Annotated in this window: 16 protein-coding genes, 1 tRNA gene and 2 pseudogenes; 10 read left to right on the forward strand and 9 right to left on the reverse strand. The window is 65.1% G+C overall.

From position 1 onward, the window contains the following. From phnC to glpK, 4 genes are all read right to left on the reverse strand, one after another. Positions 1 to 834 (reverse strand): phosphonate ABC transporter ATP-binding protein, encoded by an 834-nt coding sequence (gene phnC / locus FJT57_RS13710; RefSeq protein ID WP_144906184.1) that lies wholly within the window; start codon positions 832 to 834, stop codon positions 1 to 3. Between the two features lie 59 nt (positions 835 to 893). Further along, positions 894 to 2,105, reverse strand: a complete 1,212-nt coding sequence (phnD, locus tag FJT57_RS13715; RefSeq protein WP_144906186.1) for a phosphate/phosphite/phosphonate ABC transporter substrate-binding protein — start codon at positions 2,103 to 2,105, stop codon at positions 894 to 896. Between the two features lie 200 nt (positions 2,106 to 2,305). Then, positions 2,306 to 3,472 (reverse strand): Cdc6/Cdc18 family protein, encoded by a 1,167-nt coding sequence (locus FJT57_RS13720; protein WP_144906187.1) that lies wholly within the window; start codon positions 3,470 to 3,472, stop codon positions 2,306 to 2,308. Position 3,473: 1 nt separating this feature from the next. Beyond that, positions 3,474 to 4,991, reverse strand: a complete 1,518-nt coding sequence (glpK, locus tag FJT57_RS13725; protein ID WP_144906189.1) for a glycerol kinase GlpK — start codon at positions 4,989 to 4,991, stop codon at positions 3,474 to 3,476. 226 nt (positions 4,992 to 5,217) lie between these two features. Here glpK and FJT57_RS13730 point away from each other — a divergent pair, with 226 nt between their 5' ends. The 4 genes from FJT57_RS13730 (at position 5,218) to FJT57_RS13745 (ending at position 9,966) form a co-directional block, all read left to right on the forward strand. After that, a complete protein-coding gene (locus tag FJT57_RS13730; protein WP_144906192.1) occupies positions 5,218 to 5,445 on the forward strand; it encodes a hypothetical protein in 228 nt (75 codons plus the stop codon). Then, positions 5,442 to 6,107 carry an HAD hydrolase family protein gene (locus FJT57_RS13735; RefSeq protein WP_144906194.1) on the forward strand — a complete coding sequence of 222 codons (666 nt, stop codon included), beginning with the start codon at positions 5,442 to 5,444 and terminating at the stop codon, positions 6,105 to 6,107. Before FJT57_RS13730 ends, FJT57_RS13735 begins: the two co-directional genes overlap by 4 nt. 26 nt (positions 6,108 to 6,133) lie before the next feature. Continuing rightward, a complete protein-coding gene (locus FJT57_RS13740; protein ID WP_144906196.1) occupies positions 6,134 to 6,982 on the forward strand; it encodes a hypothetical protein in 849 nt (282 codons plus the stop codon). A gap of 101 nt (positions 6,983 to 7,083) precedes the next feature. Continuing rightward, positions 7,084 to 9,966, forward strand: coding sequence for a PAS domain S-box protein (locus FJT57_RS13745; protein ID WP_144906198.1), 2,883 nt, complete (start codon positions 7,084 to 7,086; stop codon positions 9,964 to 9,966). A 131-nt stretch (positions 9,967 to 10,097) separates the two neighbouring features. Here FJT57_RS13745 and FJT57_RS13750 read toward each other — a convergent pair whose 3' ends face one another. Further along, complete coding sequence (locus FJT57_RS13750; RefSeq protein ID WP_144906200.1) at positions 10,098 to 10,541, reverse strand: DUF6653 family protein; 444 nt, start codon at positions 10,539 to 10,541, stop codon at positions 10,098 to 10,100. 135 nt (positions 10,542 to 10,676) lie between these two features. On the opposite strand from FJT57_RS13750, the pseudogene FJT57_RS17380 reads away from it, so the two are divergent. Next, positions 10,677 to 10,916 (forward strand): annotated as a pseudogene (locus FJT57_RS17380) (helix-turn-helix domain-containing protein); the annotation flags it as partial. Positions 10,917 to 11,045: 129 nt separating this feature from the next. On the opposite strand, the gene FJT57_RS13765 reads toward FJT57_RS17380, so the two are convergent. From FJT57_RS13765 to FJT57_RS13780, 4 genes are all read right to left on the reverse strand, one after another. After that, positions 11,046 to 11,118, reverse strand: a tRNA-Arg gene (locus FJT57_RS13765). 67 nt (positions 11,119 to 11,185) lie between these two features. Beyond that, on the reverse strand, positions 11,186 to 11,773 hold the full coding sequence (locus FJT57_RS13770; protein WP_144906202.1) for a 2Fe-2S iron-sulfur cluster-binding protein: 588 nt from the start codon (positions 11,771 to 11,773) through the stop codon (positions 11,186 to 11,188). Between the two features lie 310 nt (positions 11,774 to 12,083). Next, positions 12,084 to 12,986 carry a phosphogluconate dehydrogenase (NAD(+)-dependent, decarboxylating) gene (gene gnd, locus FJT57_RS13775; protein ID WP_144906204.1) on the reverse strand — a complete coding sequence of 301 codons (903 nt, stop codon included), beginning with the start codon at positions 12,984 to 12,986 and terminating at the stop codon, positions 12,084 to 12,086. Between the two features lie 86 nt (positions 12,987 to 13,072). After that, entirely contained in the window at positions 13,073 to 13,990 is a 918-nt protein-coding gene (locus tag FJT57_RS13780) for an ATP-grasp domain-containing protein (RefSeq protein WP_144906206.1), read from the reverse strand. Between the two features lie 61 nt (positions 13,991 to 14,051). Here FJT57_RS13780 and FJT57_RS13785 point away from each other — a divergent pair, with 61 nt between their 5' ends. The 5 genes and pseudogenes from FJT57_RS13785 (at position 14,052) to FJT57_RS13805 (ending at position 19,931) form a co-directional block, all read left to right on the forward strand. After that, positions 14,052 to 15,146: an aminopeptidase gene (locus FJT57_RS13785; protein ID WP_144906208.1), complete on the forward strand. Its 1,095-nt coding sequence runs from the start codon at positions 14,052 to 14,054 to the stop codon at positions 15,144 to 15,146. Between the two features lie 126 nt (positions 15,147 to 15,272). Continuing rightward, positions 15,273 to 15,671 (forward strand): annotated as a pseudogene (locus FJT57_RS13790) (30S ribosomal protein S6e); the annotation flags it as partial. Positions 15,672 to 15,799: 128 nt separating this feature from the next. After that, on the forward strand, positions 15,800 to 16,228 hold the full coding sequence (locus FJT57_RS13795; protein WP_144906212.1) for a DUF7112 family protein: 429 nt from the start codon (positions 15,800 to 15,802) through the stop codon (positions 16,226 to 16,228). Between the two features lie 79 nt (positions 16,229 to 16,307). After that, on the forward strand, positions 16,308 to 18,104 hold the full coding sequence (gene pepF / locus FJT57_RS13800; protein WP_144906214.1) for an oligoendopeptidase F: 1,797 nt from the start codon (positions 16,308 to 16,310) through the stop codon (positions 18,102 to 18,104). A 396-nt stretch (positions 18,105 to 18,500) separates the two neighbouring features. Continuing rightward, complete coding sequence (locus tag FJT57_RS13805; RefSeq protein ID WP_144906216.1) at positions 18,501 to 19,931, forward strand: FAD-binding oxidoreductase; 1,431 nt, start codon at positions 18,501 to 18,503, stop codon at positions 19,929 to 19,931. Positions 19,932 to 20,007 lie beyond the last annotated feature (76 nt).

Below are 20,007 nucleotides of genomic sequence, written 5' to 3' on the forward strand. Positions count from 1 at the left end.
TTAGCTACGTCTTATTTCGCCTTCGTCGCTGGAAACGCCCCCGACGTCCCCGGCTTCCGCGGCCACTTTCCCCGTCGGACCAGCGCCCTCCGGGATCTCTTCGCCGCGGTAGATCTGCCCGCGGGCGGTCTCGTCGAGATCGGCGGGCGTTCCCTCGAAGACCTTCTCGCCGAGGCGGAGGCCGACGATCCGGTCGGCGTACTCCTCTGCGAGGTCGACTTCGTGGATGTTGATCAGGACTGGAATGTCGTCCTCGGCGGCGATCTCGGTCAGCAGGTCCATCACCGCTCTGGACGATTCCGGATCGAGGCTGCTCGTCGGCTCGTCGACGAGCAGAATCTTCGGCCGTTGGAGGATCGCCCGGGCGATTCCGACACGCTGTCGCTGCCCGCCGGAGAGCTCGTCGGCCCGGTTGTTCTCGTGGCCGTCGAGACCGACGCGCTCTAACACCTCGTAGGCGCGCTCGATATCGTCGCCGTCGAAGTTCCGTCGGAACGCGTTCCAAGTGCTAACGTAGCCGAGCCGCCCCGAAAGGACGTTTTCCATCACCGTGAGCCGCTCGATGAGGTTGTACTCCTGGAAGATCATCCCGATGTCGCGGCGCGCGTTCCGGAGCTTTTTCCCGGACAGTCCGGTGAGCTCCAGTCCGTCGAGCTCGACGCTCCCGCCGGACGGTTCGGTGAGCCGATTCACACAGCGGATGAACGTACTTTTCCCGGCACCGCTCGGGCCGATCATCGCCACCGTTTCGCTGCCGGTGACCTCGAGAGAGACGCCTTTCAGGGCCTCGTCGCCGGACGGGTACGTTTTCTGTAAGTCAGTTACTGAGAGCATATCTAATGTGTCGTCGATATCGTGAATGCGTTGCTAAGGAAACGGGTAGAGAACCGACGTTACTCCGAGAGGTTACCCGTCTCGTACTCGACTTCGAGCGACTCCTGGATCTGGAGGATGATGTCCCAGACCGTCGCGTAGTCGATCTCGACCCACGTACCGCGGCCCTCGAACTCCTCGGCGATCGTGGTACCCTGGTAATCGTAATCGAGGAACGCCGCGCGGACGCCTTCCTGAATGTCGGGATGGAGCGTGTTGACGTAGGAGAACGCCGTCGTCGGGAATGGATCTGACGCCCAGATGGCCTTGATCTGCGTCGGATCGAGCTGATCGTCGCGAGCGACGCGAGCGTAACACGTTGAACAGACCGGGGCCGCCTCGTAGTCGTCGTTTGCGACGCCGAGAGAGCTCTGCTGGTGGCCGCCGGAGTAGCTGACCTCGTAGTCTTCCTCGGGCACGACGCCCTCGTTCGCGAACAGCGCGCGCGGGGCGAGGTTCCCGGAGTTCGAGGACGGATCCGCGTGGGCGACGTTCTCCATCGGATCGCCAGCGAGGTCTTCGAGCGAGCCGATATCCGGATTGTCGACCTGCGTGATCAGCCAGAGGCGGTAGCCGAACGAGCCGTTTTCGCCGCTGCCGTCGATCTGGACCGAGAACGGGACCGCGTTAGCGATGTTCACCGCGTACGGGACCGCGCCCGTCGAGAATCCGGCCAGGTGGAGCCGTTCGGAGCGCATCGCTTCGACCTGCGCCGCGTAGGAGTCGAGGGAGGCGTAATTGACCTCTTTGCCCGTCTCCTCTTCGATGTTGTCGAGCAGGGGACGGAGCGTCTCCTCGTAGACGGTCGGGTCTTCCGTGGGCGTCAGGGAGAACTCGAGCGTGTCGGGGTCGAGCCATTCGCTTTCGTCCTCCGGCGTTTCCGCCACCGGCTGTCCGTAGCGCGGCTCGTCCCGCGGGTTCTCCTGCATTCGTTCGAGATCCGACATCGCTCCGGTCTCGAACCCCGCCTCGAGGAGCGTGCTGGTCAACTGCGGGAACTCGGGACTGCTCGGGTCGAAGTCGGGATACGTCGACGGGTCGGTGTGTGCGGGAGCGTCCGAGCCGCCGTCGCCACTCGAGTCTCCGCTCGAGTCGCCACTCGAATCTCCCCCTGAGTCACCACTCGAGTCCCCACCCGAGTCACCGCCGTTTCCACCGCTACATCCCGCCACGCCTGCGAGCGCAGCAGCACCAATTCCACTGACAAACTTCCGTCTATCCACCTGACGCATAAATCAAGGATCGATAGTGACAGAACTTAATTCTTTGGATACGCCTCATAAGCAGTATTCACATAATTATTCTCTGCATATGATTGATACGAATACGTAGTGGAGACCGCGCTCCGGCGAGCATCCCCTTCAACCGCGCCTCGAAGCGTTTCGAGGCCGCTGTCTCTCGGGCACCTGTGCGTTCACCCCGAATCGTAGAGTCACCTCGCGTCGTAGAGCTTCCTGAACGCGCGGGTGGCGAACCGCGGCTCCACGCGGCTGGGCGGCCGCCCCTTCCCCGATGTCGTCCCGTGGGGGACCCGCTCGATGATGCCGGTTTCCGCGAGTTGATAGAGGAACCGCTTGACGGTACTCGGCGACAGCGACACCGACTCCACGGCCGCAATCGTCGACGCCGCGGTCGTGACCGAATCCCTGGCGCTCTCGTCCAGGTCGATCAGCGACCGCAACACCGACTGCTTGTTCTCCGGGAGCGCGAAGATGCGTCCCAGCGACACCCCCGGCCGCGGGACCGAGTCGATGCCCGCCTCGATGTCGGTCTCCCGTACGTGGTTGTTTCCGTCGGATATCGCGGCCTCGGCTGCTCCCAGCAGGGCTGACAGCGCGTCGTGTGCGTCTCCGTCCGCCCACTCCGCGATCCGTCTGGCTCCCGCGTGATTCAGGGATTCGCCGGGGAATCCCTCGTTAGCCCGCGTCATCAGCAGGTCGATCAACACCTGATCCTGATACCGCTTCATCTCGAACTGGGCGTCCGCCTCGACGGGGACTGACGGGCCGGGCGGCGTTCGTCTGATGGCGAGCCACGATAGCTTATCGAGCGGGGAGAGCGCATCGAGCAACCACTCGAGGTCCTCCGATTCCACCTCTCCGAGGTGATCTATCGCAACGACCACGCCCGAGGACTGCCGAGCGAGCGCGCGCTCCAGTCGCTCGAACATCCAGTCGGTGCCGACGCCTTGGTCGGGGACGGAATCGTCGCTCAGCCCGCTGAGGAGGTCGCGGTACAGCGCGAACCGGGTACTCGATTTCCGCGCGTCGATGTAGACGAACGACGGCACCTCGGTCATCTGCACCCGCGTCGCCGTGTGAATCACCGCTCCCGGTTGCAGCGACAGCGACGCGAGCCGATCAAACAGGACGGAGACGACGGCGGACTTTCCGGATCCTTTCGGCCCGTACACACACCCGTTCGGCGGAAGTTCGCCCCGAAACGCCGGATCCAGGTGATCGAGCAACCGCTCGACGACCGGGCCGCGGCCGACGGGGTCGTCCACGTGGGCGACCGGACTGAGTCGGTCGTAATCGACGATCAGACGACGATCGGTCTGCACGCGCTGTCGACGCCTGATCCGGGCATCGATGTCCATGTTAGCGCTCTCGCTCCCAGTTCATCGCTCGCTCGACGGCGTCGGTCCATCGCTCGTACTTGCGGGCCGCGATTTCGGTGTCAATCTGCGGCGAGAACCGACGTACGCGTTGGGTGACCTCCCGTAGCGCGTCCAGTGAGGGCCAGTACCCCACCGCGAGCCCCGCCGCGTACGCGGCACCGAGCGCGTTCGTCGCATCGACCTGCGGCCGCACCACCGGTCGGGCGACGAGGTCCGCCTGCATCTGACAGAAGTAGTCGTTCCTCGTCGCCGCCCCGTCGACGCGGAGTTCCGAGAGCGTGTCGCCGAGGTCGGCCTCGACAGCCGAGACGACGTCGCGAACGCGATAGGCGATCGATTCGAGCGTCGCCAACAACACGTGTTCGCGCCGGGTCTCCCGCGTCAACCCCAGGATCGTCCCCCGCGCCCGAGCGTCCCACTGGGGCGCGCCGAGCCCCGAAAACGCGGGGACCACGTAGACGCCCTCGGAGGAGTCGACGCGCTGGACGGCCGATGCGATCTCCGTGATATCGGTGAGCAGCGAGACGTCGCTGAGCCATTCCAGCGCCGAACCCGCCTCGAAGATCGGGCCTTCGAGCGCGTACCGGGCATCGCCGCCAGCGCGCTGGAACCCGATCGTCTCGATGAGACCGTTCTCCGACCGGACGCGCTCGCGACCCGTGCTCGCCAACAGGAACGAACCGCTCCCGTAGGTGTTCTTCGCCTCGCCCGGCTCGAAGCAGGCCTGTCCGAACAGCGACGCCTGTTGGTCGCCCATCGCGGCGGTCACGGGGACGGACGCACCCAGAAACCCGCTGGAGTCGGTCTCACCGTAAGCGTTCGGATCGCTCGACGGGCACACCGAAGGGAGAACTTCCATCGGGACGTCGAACGCCGCACATAGCCGTTCGCTCCACGACAGCGAGTCGATGTCGAACAGCATCGTCCGCGACGCGTTGGTCACGTCGGTGACGTGTCTCCCCGTCAGGTTGTACACCAGCCAGCTATCGATCGTTCCGAAGCGGAGTTCACCCGCCTCCGCGCGACGGTGGAGATCCCGCGATCCCTCTTCGCCGCCGCGTTCGAGCAGCCACGTGAGCTTCGCCGCCGAAAAGTACGGGTCGGGTTGGAGTCCGGTTATTCGACGGATTCGATGCCCCTCCGCGTCGAGCGTCGTCTCGAACCGCTCGGTCGCCCTGCGATCTCGCCAGCCGATGGCGTCGCCGAGGGGTTCGCCGGTCGACGCGTCCCACAGCAGGGCCGTTTCGCGCTGATTGGCGATGCCGATGGCCGCGATCTGCTCGGGATCCACCGCGGCGTCTCGAAGGCCCTCCCGAACGACAGACTTCGTACACTCCCAGATGCTGTTTGCGTCCTGCTCCATCCGGTTCGGTTCGGGCGTTGATTGTTCGTGCCGCGCGTACGCGCGGCCGACCGGGGCTCCCTCGCGGTCGAAGACGATGAACCGGGTTCCGGTGGTCCCCTGGTCGATTGCCCCGACGAATGTGTGCGTCGTCATTTGAATTGCCGTCCCAACCCGAAGCGGCCGCCTCCCAACAGCCAGATGTGCCTTCGTATATCACGGGTAGGAATAAATGGTTCGCACCGGCACGCGATCGCCGCCGTCCGTCGTTGGGCGCTCTCTCCTCGGATTCGACGTACTGCTCAGCGAGTGATTTCTTTACTGGTGGTATCTCGTTGTATGTGAAAATTAATACGGTGGGGCCGCGCAGACGGTGCTTGTGATGGACTCGTCCGTTTTCCGCTCGCGCCGAAGTCGGCCGTCGCCGCCCGCCCGCGATCCGTTCGCGGAGGCTCTCCGAGTCGGCTCTCGCGGTTTCGGCGTGCGAAACGCGGTGATGGTAACTGCTGAGCCGACACGTCCCGACGAACTGGCGCTCTCTGCTGCGATGGCACCGACCGCCGAATACGACGAGACACCGGGCGGACTCGACGGCGGCGGTGAGCGATGAGCAGACCCCTCGCCATCGATATCGACGGGACGATGACTCGCCCCGACGGAGGCATCGACGAGCGACTGTTCGCGCCGCTGCGCCAGTGGGATGAACCGGTGGTCGTCGCGACCGGAAAATCCTTCGCGTACCCCGTCGCGCTGTGTGCGTTCATCGGCATCCGCGAGCGCGTCATCGCGGAGAACGGGGGTGTCGTCCTCGTCGACGGCGATCTCACGGTCGACGGCGACGCCTCGGCCGCCCGGGCGGTCGCGTCGGACCTCCGCGCGGAAGGCTATCCCGGCGGCTGGCCCGAACCGGATATGCACAACCGCTGGCGGGAGACGGAGCTCTCGGTGACCCGATCGGTCCCGAGGGACCTACTCGAATCGCTCGCCGCCGAGTACGGCCAGACCATCGTCGACTCCGGCTACGCCTACCACGTCAAATCGCCCGACGTGAGCAAAGCAACCGGGCTGCGACGCGCCTGCGAGCGGTTGGACCGCGATCCCGAGGCGTTCGTCGCGATCGGCGACTCCGCGAACGACGCGGAACTGTTCGACCTCGCGGGCTACGCTGTCGCCGTCGCGAACGCCGACGAGACCGCCATCGCGCGAGCAGACACGCAAACGGAGGGCGCGTTCGCCGACGGCGTCCTCGAAGCGCTCGGAGAGGTGGCCTGATCGATGGCGCGCTCCCGGCGGTTCAGATGACCGTGCTCGATCGATTCCGTCGGCCCGAGTACACCGGCGCGAACCGCTGTCGCGCGTGCACGGTCGTCAACGTTGTCGTCTTGGTCGCCGTGGCTGCGGTAGTCGGCGTCTGGACCCCCGGTCTCGGCCTCGCGGTCGCTCTCGTGGGCCTCCTCGCGATCTGGCTCCGCGGGTATCTCCTTCCGTACACGCCGCAGTTCGCCCCGCGGATCGCCGAGCGGCTCCCCGGTTCGTTCTTCGGCCACTCGCGCCGCTCGGATACGCTGGGGGACGTCGGTGGAGTCGCAGATACCGCCGCCACAGATACTGATGATGCCGCAGACGACGGAAACGGGGACGCCACCGCCGAACACGTTCTCGAAGCCCTCGTCGCGGCGTCGGTCGTCGTCGTCGACGACGAGCGCCTGGAACCGGAGAACGCGTTCGCGTCCTCGTGGCGCGCGGAGATGGCCTCGTTGGCCGATCGCTCGGACGTCGCTCTCACCGACATCGTGACCGAGACGGTCGCGAACGCCGATTCGACGCGGGTCGAGGGGAGCGGTTCGGACGTCTTCCTCGTCGTCACCGGCTCCGGCGGATCGACGACGTGGCTCCGCCGACCGGTCGCACTCGCCGAGGTGGGGGCGCTGCGGGCGCTCGCTGAAACCGACGTCCCCGAGAGATTGCGAGCGCAGGCGGCGTACGCGCTGTGTGCGTTCCTCGACACCTGTCCGGAGTGCGGCGACGAACTGGTCGAGAGCAGGCCCGACGACTGCTGCGGACACACGGTCCCCGACCTCGACGGGGAGCCCGCACCGGTCGTCGCCTGTGAGACCTGCGGCGTCGTGTTTTATCAGTTCGAGTGACGGCGCCGCGCTCCACCCGTTTGACTGGGAGAACCCCGGCCTATCCGACGGCCACCGCTTAAGGTGCCCCGACGTGAGTCCGAGACAACGAGCCCATCCGTATGACTGACTCCGCTGATTCGATCGACGTCCTCCACGTCGACGACGACCCCGCGTTCGGCGATCTGGTGACAACGTTCCTCGAACGCGTCGCCCCCCGACTCACGGTCCGATCGGCCACGACCGTCGAAGACGGACGACGGATCCTCGCCGCGCATAACGTCGACTGCGTCGTCTCCGATTACGATATGCCGGGGCGGAACGGCATCGAGTTCCTCGAAACGGTCCGCGAGACGAATCTGGACCTTCCGTTCATCCTCTACACGGGCAAGGGGTCCGAAGAGATCGCCAGCGATGCGATCTCCGCCGGTGTGACCGATTACCTCCAGAAGGGGACGGGACCCGAGCAGTACGAACTCCTCGCGAACCGGATCATCAACGCCGTCGACGCCCGGCAGTCGAACCGGCTGTTGTCGGAGCGAACCCGGCGACTGGAGACGCTCATCGAAAATCTCCCGGGAATGGTCTATCGCTGTCGGAACGAACCGGGCTGGCCGATGGAGACCGTCGAAGGCGAGGTCGAATCGCTCACCGGCTTCACCGCTGAAGCGCTGGAGCGTAACGAGGTGCAGTGGGGGGACGAGATCATCCACCCGGAGGATCGAGACACCGTGTGGTCCTCCGCTCAAGAGGCACTCGCCGCGGATCGAAGGTTTGAGATCACATACCGAATCTCCACTTCGAACGGACACACTCGGTGGGTGTGGGAACGGGGCCGGGGGGTCTACGAGGGAGACGAGTTGATCGCGCTCGAGGGGTTCATCACGGACGTCACGGCACAGAAAGAACGTGAGGAGCGTCTGAAGCGGACGACGGCTCGGTTGGAGGCGCTGTTCGAGAACTCGCCGGATATGATCGATATCCACACCGGCGAAGGGACGATCATCGAGGTGAACAAACGGTTCTGTGAGGTGTTCGAACAGTCCGAGGACGAACTGATCGGAAAGAAGGTGTGGGACGTCGACCGCGACAGCGATCCCCAGAAACTGCGGGAGATCTGGGACGGGATGGACGTCGGCGATCGGTTCGAGATCGAGACCTCCTTCCTGCGCGCCGACGGCGAGAGCTTCCCGGTGAAAGTCCACCTCACTCGGATCCCCGCGGGCGACGCCGAACGGCGGTTTGTGGCTATTTCTCGGGACATCTCCGAACAGATCGAGCACGAGCGATCGCTGCGCCGCTACGAACGGATGGTGAACACGATGCGGGAGGCTGCCTGTATCTACGACGCGGACGGCCGTTTCGAGGTCGTAAACGAGCGGTTCGCGGAGATCTACGGGACGACTCCCGACGCGCTTGAGGGACAGTCGAGCGCGCTGTTAGACCAGCTCAGAGCGGCCGCCGATGGCGATCCCTACCGCGAACTCCTCGACGGCGACCGCGAGGAACTCCGCGGGGAGACTGAACTGTCGTTACCCACCTACGGTCCCACCGTGCTCGAATACCGACTGGCACCGCTCGTCGTCGACGGTGCGGTCGAAGGCGTCGTCGGCGTGACGCGCGAGGTCACAGAGCGCCGTACGCGCGAACGACAGTTCGATCGGATGCGCGATCTCCTCGTTCGAACCGAACACATCGCGGACGTGGGCGGCTGGGAACTCGACCCGGTCACGATGGAGGTGTTCTGGACTGCAAACCTCTATGAGATGTTCGGCGTGAATCGCGACCGCAACCTCTCGCTGGACGACATCATCGGCGCGCACCACGAGGACGACCGAGCGGTGATCGCCGACGCCATCGAAAATGCGCTCGACGCTGGCGAGTCGTTCGACGTCGAGGTACGGTTCTCCGAACCGGACGGTGAACGTCGGTGGCTTCGCGTGCAGGGCGTTCCCACGGTGGAGGACGGGACGGTCGTGACGCTCCGCGGAGCCGTCCAGGACATCACCGAGCAGAAAGTTCGAGAACGCGAACTCGACCGGGCACGCAGGCAGGCCGACGAACTGTTCCACGGGATGAACGACTCCGCGTGGGTCATCGGGCTCGACGAGAGGCTTCGAGCGGTCAACGACGCCGCCGTGGAGGCGCTCGGATACTCCCGCCAGGAACTGCTCTCGATGAAGCCGCAGGACATCGACGAAGGACTCGAAGGCGGTGATATCTCGCGGCTGATCCAAGAACTACCCGAAGACGTAGTGCAGGTCTTCGAGACGGTCCACGAGACGAAAGACGGAGTACGGATCCCGGTCGAAATCAGCTCCAACCTCATTAGCTACGAGGGTGAGAAAGCGGTGTTGAGCATCGCACGCGATATCTCCGAACGGAAGGACCGCGAACGACAGCTCGCGGAGTTCGCCTCCGTCGTGAGCCACGACCTCCGCAACCCGCTCAACGTCGCTCAAGGACGTCTGGAACTCGCCCGCGAGGAGTACGATAGCGAGCATCTCGACACCGTCGCGCGGACGCACGATCGAATGAACGCGCTGATCGACGACCTGCTGACGCTCGCACGGAAGGGGAAATGGGGAACTTCGCGTGACCCGATCGATTTGGCCAGCTTCGCCGCGACCTGTTGGCGAAACGTGGCCACTGCGAACGCGACGGTCGAGATACGGATCGACGGGACGGTTCGAGGGGATCCGACCCGCCTCCAGCAACTCTTCGAGAACCTGTTCCGGAACGCGGTCGAACACGGCGGGCCGGACGTGACCGTCACGGTCGGATCGATGGACGACGGCTTCTACGTCGCCGACGATGGTTCCGGTATCCCTGCCGAACACCGGTCTGACGTGTTCGAGATGGGCTACTCGACCGCCGAGAGCGGAACGGGTTTCGGTCTGAATATCGTCGCCAAGGTCGCCGACGAACACGACTGGACCGTCTCCGTCACCGAGAGCGAGTCGGGCGGTGCCCGGTTCGAGGTCCGAGGCGTCGTTTTCGAGTGAGGGCACAGACCTCGTTTTCGAGTGTGGATTCGAGGCGTCGTTTTCGAACGGCGAAAGAGAGTTCCGCGTTCGGAGGGATACAGACCGGTTCTCGGCTTCTCCGGGCAGCGGCGCACGAGCGGTATACCGCGCTACGTCGAACGCTCCGCGGTTGTATCGTACCGTTTCACCAGCACGCGGAGCCACCAGAACTTCAGCCCGATCGAGGCGATCGTTCCGACGATGGCCCCGAGCGGCCGCCGTCGATACGCGGCGTACAGTGCGTAGCAGAACCCGAACGCGCCCGCCGCGTTGCAGACGTTCGGGTAGTCGAGGCCGACCGTCGGGCGGTCTTCGTCTCGAATCCACCAGCGCTCTGCGAGGACCGCGCGCGTCATCCACGCATCGTCGCTTTCGGGCGGATTGAACAGGATCGGATTTATGACTAGCCAGACGACTGTCGCGAGTAGCAGCCGCCAGTTTCGACGGTAGAGTGCGTAGACGAGAAGCGGGCCCGTGGGTACGCGTGACCAGCCGCTCTTCGGATTCGAGTGTCGTTTCCAGAGGGTCGTTTCAGCACGCTCACGGAGAGACATAGGTGTCCTTGGGAGTTTGGACGGATATAGGTCGGTGCCCACACAATCAAAGCGCTGAGGACTGTGCCCCATCGTTCTTGAGAGGGCAACGTAGCCTTCCAGCGTAGGACCACGGGCGATTCGAGGCGGTACGCCGTCCTCTATTACCTCTGGGATCGGGAGGAAGTCGCTCGCAAGGAACTGGCCAGCGCGATCGACGATCCGCAGTTCGACCTCACGCACCACTTGGGGAAACTCGTCGAAGCTGGCCTCGTTGCTCGAACCGGTGCCCCCGAAGACCAGGATAGTCGGCAGACGTTCTACCGAATCACGCACCTCGGCCGCCAGGAAGTCACATCCGACATCGAAAATATCACCGGCTCTAACCCCCAGTAAGCGGCGTTTGACAACGCCGATATTCGAGACGATACCGGTTCATCAAACGCACATTCCACAAAACGGACCCGACGGGAGTCACGTGAGCGTCAGCGAACGTGACTACGTCGGGGGAGTGAGCGAAGCGAACGGACCCGACGGGATTTGAACCCGCGACATCCTGGTCCGGAACCAGGGACTCTGTCCACTGAGCTACGGGCCCTCGACGCCTCGTAGACCTGCCGGTGATAAAACGATTGTGAACAGAATACAAGAGAAAACCGCCCGTTTCAGGGCGCTTCGCCGGTCTCGATCGTGAAGTCCGCGCGGGGGTAGGCAACGCACGTGAGCGTGTAGCCCTCGTCGAGTTCGGTGTCGTCGAGCATCTGCTGGTTGTCGTGGACGACGTAGTCCTCGGAGTTCCCGCCGGAGGTAATCTGCCCCGCACAGGAGACACACTGCCCCTCGCGACAGGCGTACGGAAGGTCCCAGCCGTTATCTTCGCCCTGTTCGAGGACGGTCCGGTTGTTCGCGAGTTCGATCGTCTCGCCCTGTTTCACGAACTCGACGTCGAAGTACTCGATCTCGTCCTCGGGGATGTCGGCGGGACTCGGTTCGGCGTCGTCGCCGCCTTCTTCGAGTTCAGCGCCCTCCTCGCCGCCAGCGACCGCTCCCGCGGCGACGCCGCCGCCACCGATAGAGCGGTTCATCGGTTCGGGGAAATCCGTTTCCGGGACGGTGCGTGCCCGACGTTCGAGCACCTCCTGGGAGATGTCTCCGGTGGGGGCCCAGCCGGTGCCACGGGCGTAGTGAAGCGACACCGCCAGAAGCGTGAGGGCCACCCCGAGACCCAGCCCCACGAAATTGATTTCGACCATTAGCGGCGGCTACGGAGTCGGGGGTTAAGGAAATTGTGATTGCCGCGGCAGTACGAAGGTTCAGCGGTCGATTGTGGCGTCAGTGCGGCGAAGACGATTCCGGAAGCCCCCGCGGCGCTCGCTGCCTGCGACTCGCCGCGCTCCTCGTCGCTCGCTCTGCTCGCTCCTGCGGTGCTTACTTCGCCTCGGCTACCGAGCGCCGCGGCCCCTTCCAGTCCCATCCGGAGTGGTTGTGCGGTCGTTGTCGTCGGAGCAACGAGTCGTCGTCGACGGTGTTGGGCGTAGCCCTCACCGCGGGTGGCTGTGTGGGCTATTCGTCGCGGCGTTCGACCTCGTGACGGCCGAAACCGTAACGCAGGCGGTTGGCCAGCCGTCGACCGAAGCGGCCGTCGTCGGCTCGGCTGCCGAACCGCTCGGCGAGCGCCTGATAGATGAGCGGCACCGGTACCTCCTGTTCGAGTGCCTCCTGGACGGTCCAGGTTCCCGTCGATCCGCCGGAGACGTGATCGGCGACGTCGCCCAGTTCGTTGCCCTCCTCGCGGAAGGCCTCCTCGCAGAGTTCGAGCAGCCACGAGCGGATGACCGCGCCGTTGTTCCACGTGCGCGCGACGGATTCGAGATCCAGGTCGTAGCGACCGTTCGCGAGAAGTTCGAAGCCCTCACCGTAGGCCTGCATCAGCGCGTACTCGACGCCGTTGTGGATCATCTTCACGTAGTGACCCGAGCCGCTGGGGCCCATCCGGTCGTGGCCCGCCGATCCCGTGGCGACGGCGTCGAAGACGGGCGTCATCGTCTCGTAGGCCCACTTCGGGCCGCCGATCATCAGCGAGAAGCCCAGCTCCGCGCCCGCGGGGCCGCCGGATGTGCCGCAGTCGAGGTACGCCGCGTCCGTCGCGTCGGCCCGCCGGACCGAGGCCTCGAAGTGGGAGTTGCCGCCGTCGACGACGACGTCGTCGGGACCGAGATGCGGTTTGAGTTCCTCCAACGTCACGTCGACTGCCTCGCCAGCGGGCACCATCAGCCAAATCCGCTTGTCGGCACCGAGTCGCTCGACGAAGTCGTCGAGGTCCGCTGCGGGCGTCGCCCCCGCGTCCGCGGCGGTCGCGACCGCCTCCGCATCGAGATCGAACGCTACCACGTCGTGTCCGGCGTCGAACACGCGGTCGACGACGATCTGTCCCATCCGGCCGAGGCCGATGACGCCCAGTTGCATATCTCGAACTCCTCGGCGGAGGTGGTAGTGATTGTGGTTTCGTGGCGAGACGGGCGGTTCAACCGCCTCGACCGACGGTGAGACGGCTACAAACGGTCGAGAAGTGCGTCTGCCAGCCGTCCTCCGGCGTCGTCATCGACCCGGAAGAACAGCTCCGGTTCGATCAGTTCGACTTCCAGCAGTTCGAACTCTGTCGCGTCGGACCCGTCGCTGTCCGTTCCGATTTTCGACCCGCGTTCTTCCCTCGTGATGCCGTCGACCCGCGCGTACAGCGGAACCGGCCCGTCCAGTTCGTTCGTCACCGCGTCGACGACGTCGGCGGCCTGGTCTCGAAGCGACGCTCCCGGCGTCTCGGCATCGACGCTGCCGCCGTGGTCCTCTTGAACGCGGAAATCGCCCGCTTTCGGCCGCTTGACGACACCGTGACTGTACGCGCCGTCGAAGAACACCAGCGACCATTCGCCGTCCGTGATCCCGTCGGCGAACTGTTGGATGAGGACGTCGCGCTCGCCGAGCAGATTGTCGAGCCACGCCTGCTCGTCGGCCGCATCCGTGCGGGCGATTCGTTTCGTCCGAAACGCGCCCGCGCTCACCGCGGGCTTGGCGACGACTTCGTCCCAGCCGCGTTCCGCGAAGACCTCCGCGAGAGCGACGTCATCGCCCCGCTCGACGTACTCCGTCGGCAGCGTCGAGACACCGCGGGCGTCCAAGTCTCGAAGGTAGAACTTGTGGCGGTTCCACCGCACCGTCTCGGGCGCGTTCAGCACCGTCGTCGACGCCGCATCGAGTCGGTCGACCCACGCCGCGAACTCGTCGGGACGACGGTAGTAATCCCAGATCGATCTGATCACGACCGCGTCGAACCGGCCCCACTCCACGGATTTGTCGGACCAGACGACGGGGACCGCGGTTACGCCGCGTTCGCGCAGCGCGGCCAGGAACGAAGCGTCGTCGTCGACGAGGTCGGGCATATCGGCGGCGGTCGCCAGCGCGATAGTTGTCACGTTCGAGGCTCGGCCACGTCGGGCGATAAGCGTTTTTGACCGCGCCCGTCGAGTGGCTCGTATGGACGAACGCATCCGCGAGCACGCCGAGACGCTAGTCGACTGGAGCGCGCGCATCGAATCGGGCGACGACGTCGTTCTCAGCGTCGCCGAAGACGCCCACGACCTCGCCGTCGCCGTCGCCGCGGTGCTCGGCGACCGCGGCGCGAACGTGGTCACGACCTACGCCTCTGAAGAGATTTCTCGCGCGTACCTCCGCGCGCACGACGGCGACTTCGAGACGCCAGCGCACGAACTCGCCCTCTACGAGAACGCGGATTCCGTGCTCTTTCTCGGCGGCGGCCGCAACACGTTCGCCGCGGCGGACGTCGACGGCCAGACGCGGCAGGACGCCGCGCGGGCGAGCCAGCCGATCAAGGAGGCGCGGATGGACACCGACTGGGTGTCGACTGTCCATCCGACGCGATCGCTCGCCCAGCAGGCCGGGATGTCCTATGAGGCGTACCAGGAGTTCGCCTACGAGGCGATTCTCCGCGACTGGGAGTCGCTCGCCGGGGAGATGTCGCAGTTGAAATCGCTCCTCGACGACGGGAGCGAGGTCCGACTGGTGAGTGCAGAGACGGATCTCACGATGTCGATCGAGGGCCGAAGCGCGGTCAACTCTGCCGCCTCAGTCGCCTACGACTCCCACAACCTCCCCTCCGGGGAGGTGTTCACCGCGCCGTACGACGCGGAGGGCGAGGTCGTCTTCGACGTTCCGATGACCATCTCCGGGACACGCGTCCGCGACGTGCGGCTCCGATTCGAGGCGGGCCGCGTCGTCGACTTCAGTGCCGACACCGGGGCGGAAACCATCGCCGACTTGCTCGACACCGACGAGGGAGCGCGTCGGCTGGGCGAACTCGGAATCGGAATGAACCGCGGAATCGACCGGGTCACGGACAACATCCTCTTCGACGAGAAGATGGGCGATACGGTTCACCTCGCGCTCGGACGGGCCTACGACGCGTGTCTTCCGGAGGGAAAAAACGGTAACGATTCCGCAGTTCACGTCGACCTCATCACCGACGTGAGCGAGGATTCGCGCCTCGAAATCGACGGCGATGTCGTCCAGCGAAACGGACGATTCCGCTGGGAAGACGGCTTCGAGGCCTAATCCGCTGTCGGACCGAAGGCGAGCGTCGAAACCGACTCCAACGTCCCGTAGTCGCCCCCTCACGGCCGCATCCTGCCGGGAGTCGCTTTCGACGTACTTTTTATCGGCGGCCGTCTCCTCCCGTCTATGGCTGAATTCAAGGTCGTCGTCTCCAACGAGACCGGACACACAGAGCAGTTCGAGGTCGACGGACAGGACGCGAACCGATTCATCGGGCGCGAACTCGGCGACGAGGTCGACGCCGGTGCCGTCGGTCTCGACGGACAGACCCTGGAACTCACCGGCGGCTCCGACGAGGCCGGACGTCCGATGCGCGCCGACGTCGCCGGATCGAACCTGAAGGAACTCCTCCTCGAGGGCGGCGTGGGCTACGAGCCCTCGCGCGACGGCGAGCGAAAGCGGATCACTGTCCGCGGCCGACAGATCTCCGACGCGACCGCGCAGGTCAACGCGTCGCTCGTCGACGGCACGCTCGGCGACGACGAAGCGGAGGAAGGCGAGGACGCGGCCGACGAAGAGGCTGACGCCGATGCCGCTGCGGACGAAAGCGCCGAGGAGGACGCCGACGACGCCGAAGACGACGTCGAAGCGGACGCTGAGGATGAGGCGGACGACGCCGAAGCCGACGACGAGGACGACGAAGAGTAACCCCCGTGTCCGAACGCGTTCCGAGCGATCACGACTCAGTGCGGAGCCTCCGCGCGTCGCTCGCTCGGAGCGGCGGCACCAGACGACCCTGTCTCCGACTCCCCGACGGTGCCGTCGTCGAGGAGGGCGATTACATCCGGCTGTTGCTCGGCGGCCTGACGACTCACGCGCGAGTCGTCGCCGACGCGTCCGGGCTTCTTCTACGCGGATCGTACGACAATCGACGACTGGCTCGTGAACCGAGAGACGGCGAGAACCGGTTCACCGAGTGGTGTGAGACGCACGACCGCGGTCCGGGTGACGCGGTCGAACTCGACGAACTCGATCCGGGATTCTGCTACGGCCTCCGGGAACCGGGCGAACGGGTCGTCTACGATGTCCCGCGTCGGCCGAACCAGTCGCTGCACCATATCGCCTCGAACCTCGGTGAATGAGGAGCCACCCGGAGCGAGCCCTTGATCGCGATTTCGCCGGGTGAGTAACTCTTACCACGACGCCGAGGCTCTTTCGGGTATGAGCCAGGTTCCCGAGCGAAGCGAAATCGACACCGAGGACACGTGGGACCTCACGAGCATCTATCCCGACGACGAGGCGTGGGAGGATGCCTACGAGTCGATCAACGGACGGATCGAGGAACTCCGAGCCTACGAAGGTCGAGTGACCGAGGACCCCGAGACCCTCTTGGAACTGCTGGAACTCCAGGAGGAACTCCTCCGCGAAGTATCGAAGGTCAGCAGCTACGCGAGCCTTCGAAGTGCGGAAGACACCCGGAACCAGGAGTACCAGGCGATGAGCGCGAAGGCCGAGTCGCTCGCGTCGGCGACGCAGTCGGCGGTGAGTTTCCTCGAACCCGAACTCCAGCGACTCGACGAGTCGGACGTCGAATCGTTCGTCGAGAGCGAACCGACGCTCGCCGACTACGAGCATTATTTCGACGATGTGCTGCGGATGAAGCCGCACACCCGATCGGCGGAGGTCGAGGAGGTCCTCGCCGAACTGGGCGAAGTCGCTGGCGCGTCTTCGGACATCTACGGGATGCTCTCGAACGCGGATATGACGTTTCCGACCGTCGAACGCCCCGACGGCGAATCGGTAGAGATCTCTCAGGGCAATTTCACGAAGCTACAGAAACACCCCGACCGCGAGTTCCGACGGGAGGTCTACGAGCAGTTCTACGACGAGTGGGACGACGTCCGCAACGCCGTCGGGACGTCACTGAAGAACAGCGTCAGAAAGGACGTGAAGTACGCCCGTGCCCGCAACTACGAAACCGCTCGGAAGGCGGCGCTCGACGGCCCCAACGTCCCGGTCGAGGTATACGACACGCTGGTCGATACCGTTCACGACAACCTCGATAGCCTCCATCGACACGCAGAGCTAAAGCGAGACGCCCTCGGTGTCGATGAACTTCGGATGTGGGATCTGTATATGTCGATGACTGGCGACGAAGGGCCGGAGATCTCCTACGAGCGGGCGACGGAGTACATCGTCGACGCGGTCGCGCCCCTCGGCGAGGCCTACCAAGACCGTGTCGAAGCGGGCCTCGACTCCCGCTGGGTCGACGTCTACGAGAACCGCGGCAAGCGCTCGGGCGCGTTCTCCTCGGGCACCTACGACACCCAGCCGTTCATCTTGATGAACTACCAGGACGACATCACCTCGATGTTCACGCTGGCACACGAACTCGGCCACTCGCTGCACTCCGAACTCGCGAAGGACGCCCAGCCGTGGCAGTACGCGGACTACACGATCTTCGTCGCCGAGGTCGCCTCGACGGTCAACGAGACGCTCCTGACGCACCACCTCCTCGAAACCATCGAGGACGACGAGCTTCGAATGCACGTTCTCGACGAGTACCTTGAGCGCTTCCGGTCGACGCTCTTCCGCCAGACGATGTTCGCCGACTTCGAGCTCCGGATCCACGAGATCGCCGAGGACGACGGCGCGCTCACGCCCGATCGGTTCGACGAGACCTACCGCGAGCTCAAGGCGGCGTTCTACGAACCGGCCGCCCTCGACGGCCGGATCGACCGCGAGTGGATGCGCATCCCGCACTTCTACTACAACTACTACGTCTACCAGTACGCGACCGGCATCTCCGCCGCTGTCGCGATTGTTGAGCGAATCCTCGAAGACGGCGAGGACGCGGCGTCTGCGTACCGCGAAGCGTTGGCACTGGGCGGGTCGGAGTACCCGATCGACGTGCTCGAAACCGCGGGCGTGGACATGACTTCCTCTGAGCCGATCGAGTCCGCCATCGCCGTCTACGACGAGTACCTCGATCGGATGGGCGAGCTGCTCGACCAGTAACGGCACGGCTCCTCACCCGGGTAGATCGACCGATCGCGTACAGATCCTCCACGGTTGCCTGCGGTGCAGTCGCTCTCTGGAACGAATGGGCAAACAGTCGGTACCCGCTTGCGACGGCGCAGCATCTTCGAGCGACGTCCCTGGCGTCTCCGAACGAGGTCTCGTTACCGCCATCGAACGACGTCTCGTCACCGCCGTCGAACGATGCCCTCGCCTGCATCGCCGATCTCGAAACCCGCGCCGATGTACCGAACAACCGCTTTCCGGCGCGGGGTGACTCTCAGATCACGGGGGCACTGGCCGCGTGTTCGTATATAAACTCGCGTCCGATCACGGTCACCCCCCGCATCCGTTCGTGATCCCAATCGGTAAGCGACTCGGCTCGTTCGAACCCGTATGGACGCGAACCGGGAGGCGCGGGAAACCGCGTCGAAGCTTCCATTGGATGTGCTCTCCCAGAACCTCGACGGCACTGTCGTCGCTCCTGCTGAGGCTGTTGTCGCTCCCGGCGACACTGACGTCACTCCCGACGACGCCTATGCCGAGGCGAGACGAGTCTGGAACGGGATGATAAACGAGTACCCGGTCGCAATCGCGTACTGCGAATCCGTCGGTGACGTTCTCGCGTCGGTCTCGTTCGCCCGCGAGCGCGACCTCACCGTCGTCGTTCGCAGCGGCGGCCACAGCGTCTCGGGATCTTCGGTCGTCTCCGGCGGTTTCGTCGTCGACTGCTCGAAAATGGAGTGGGTCCGCGTCGACCCCGACGAACGAGTCGCCCGCGTCGGACCGGGTGCGACGTGGGGGACGCTCGACCGCGCGACGCAATCGTTCGGGCTGGCCACGCCCGGCGGTGTCGTCTCCGACACCGGCGTCGCAGGTCTCACGCTCGGTGGCGGCACGGGCTACCTGTCGCCGAAGCACGGGTTCACCGCCGACAACCTCTGCGAGGTCGACGTCGTCACCGGCCGCGGCGAGCGCGTGACCGCGAACGCCGACCGCAACGAAGATCTCTTCTGGGCGGCCCGCGGCGGCGGAACGCCCGGCGTCGTCACCGCGTTCGAGTTCGACCTCCACCCGCTCGATCACGACGTCTGCTACTTCGAGACGTGGCTGCCCGCCGAGGGGGCCGCCCCCGCGCTCGCGGAGTACCGACGCTACCAACGGGACGCACCTGACGAGTCGTGCGTTTCGCCGTATTTCGCACGCGTTCCAGCCGATTCCTGGTTCCCCGACGACCGCCGCGGAGAAGGCGCGCTCGTCCTCTCCGGCGTCTACACGGGCGACCCTTCAGAGGGCAGACTCGAATTCGACCAGTTCTGCGACCGCTCGGATTCCTTCGCCGAGTCCTTCGAGACGATGGCATACACCGAACTCCAGTCGATGATGGACGCGGAATTCCCGGCCGGACGTCGCTACTACTGGAAGTCGGTGCCGCTGGCCGAACTCGACGACGACGCCATCGGGGCGCTCCGGGGGGCGGCCGAAAACGCGCCATCGGATCTCTCGACGATCGTCGTCTGGCCGATGCACGGCGCTGTCGGGCGGTATCCTGACTCGTCGAGTCCGATCGTCGGACGCGACGCCGACGTGGTCGTCAACGTCGAGGCGGCCTGGGACGATCCGACTGCGACTGCCGAGAACGTGGCGTGGGTCAGAGAGGTCTGTCGGCGGTTTCGGAGTTCGACATCGATCGACGGGACGCTCCCGAACTTCGCGGGGGGAACCGAATCCGACGCCGTCGACGTGTACGCGTCGAATGCCGAGCGGCTACGAGCGATCCGCGATCGGCACGACCCCGACGACGTGTTCCTGTACGAGCGGACCTAGGGGCGTGGTCGGGGTGACCGTTCCGTTCGCGTCCCTTCTCGCTCGCTGAGACCAGCCGACACTCTCAATAAAACGC

This window comes from Halobellus captivus (assembly GCF_007655485.1).
Classification (GTDB): Archaea; Halobacteriota; Halobacteria; order Halobacteriales; family Haloferacaceae; genus Haloquadratum; species Haloquadratum captivum.

Bases quoted from the DNA above. Each gene is read 5' to 3' on its own strand.
- phnC (WP_144906184.1), bottom strand. From the start codon at position 834: ATGCTCTCAGTAACTGACTTACAGAAAACGTACCCGTCCGGCGACGAG.
- phnD (WP_144906186.1), bottom strand. From the start codon at position 2,105: ATGCGTCAGGTGGATAGACGGAAGTTTGTCAGTGGAATTGGTGCTGCT.
- FJT57_RS13720 (WP_144906187.1), bottom strand. From the start codon at position 3,472: ATGGACATCGATGCCCGGATCAGGCGTCGACAGCGCGTGCAGACCGAT.
- glpK (WP_144906189.1), bottom strand. From the start codon at position 4,991: ATGACGACGCACACATTCGTCGGGGCAATCGACCAGGGGACCACCGGA.
- FJT57_RS13730 (WP_144906192.1), top strand. From the start codon at position 5,218: ATGGACTCGTCCGTTTTCCGCTCGCGCCGAAGTCGGCCGTCGCCGCCC.
- FJT57_RS13735 (WP_144906194.1), top strand. From the start codon at position 5,442: ATGAGCAGACCCCTCGCCATCGATATCGACGGGACGATGACTCGCCCC.
- FJT57_RS13740 (WP_144906196.1), top strand. From the start codon at position 6,134: ATGACCGTGCTCGATCGATTCCGTCGGCCCGAGTACACCGGCGCGAAC.
- FJT57_RS13745 (WP_144906198.1), top strand. From the start codon at position 7,084: ATGACTGACTCCGCTGATTCGATCGACGTCCTCCACGTCGACGACGAC.
- FJT57_RS13750 (WP_144906200.1), bottom strand. From the start codon at position 10,541: ATGTCTCTCCGTGAGCGTGCTGAAACGACCCTCTGGAAACGACACTCG.
- FJT57_RS13770 (WP_144906202.1), bottom strand. From the start codon at position 11,773: ATGGTCGAAATCAATTTCGTGGGGCTGGGTCTCGGGGTGGCCCTCACG.
- gnd (WP_144906204.1), bottom strand. From the start codon at position 12,986: ATGCAACTGGGCGTCATCGGCCTCGGCCGGATGGGACAGATCGTCGTC.
- FJT57_RS13785 (WP_144906208.1), top strand. From the start codon at position 14,052: ATGGACGAACGCATCCGCGAGCACGCCGAGACGCTAGTCGACTGGAGC.
- pepF (WP_144906214.1), top strand. From the start codon at position 16,308: ATGAGCCAGGTTCCCGAGCGAAGCGAAATCGACACCGAGGACACGTGG.
- FJT57_RS13805 (WP_144906216.1), top strand. From the start codon at position 18,501: ATGGACGCGAACCGGGAGGCGCGGGAAACCGCGTCGAAGCTTCCATTG.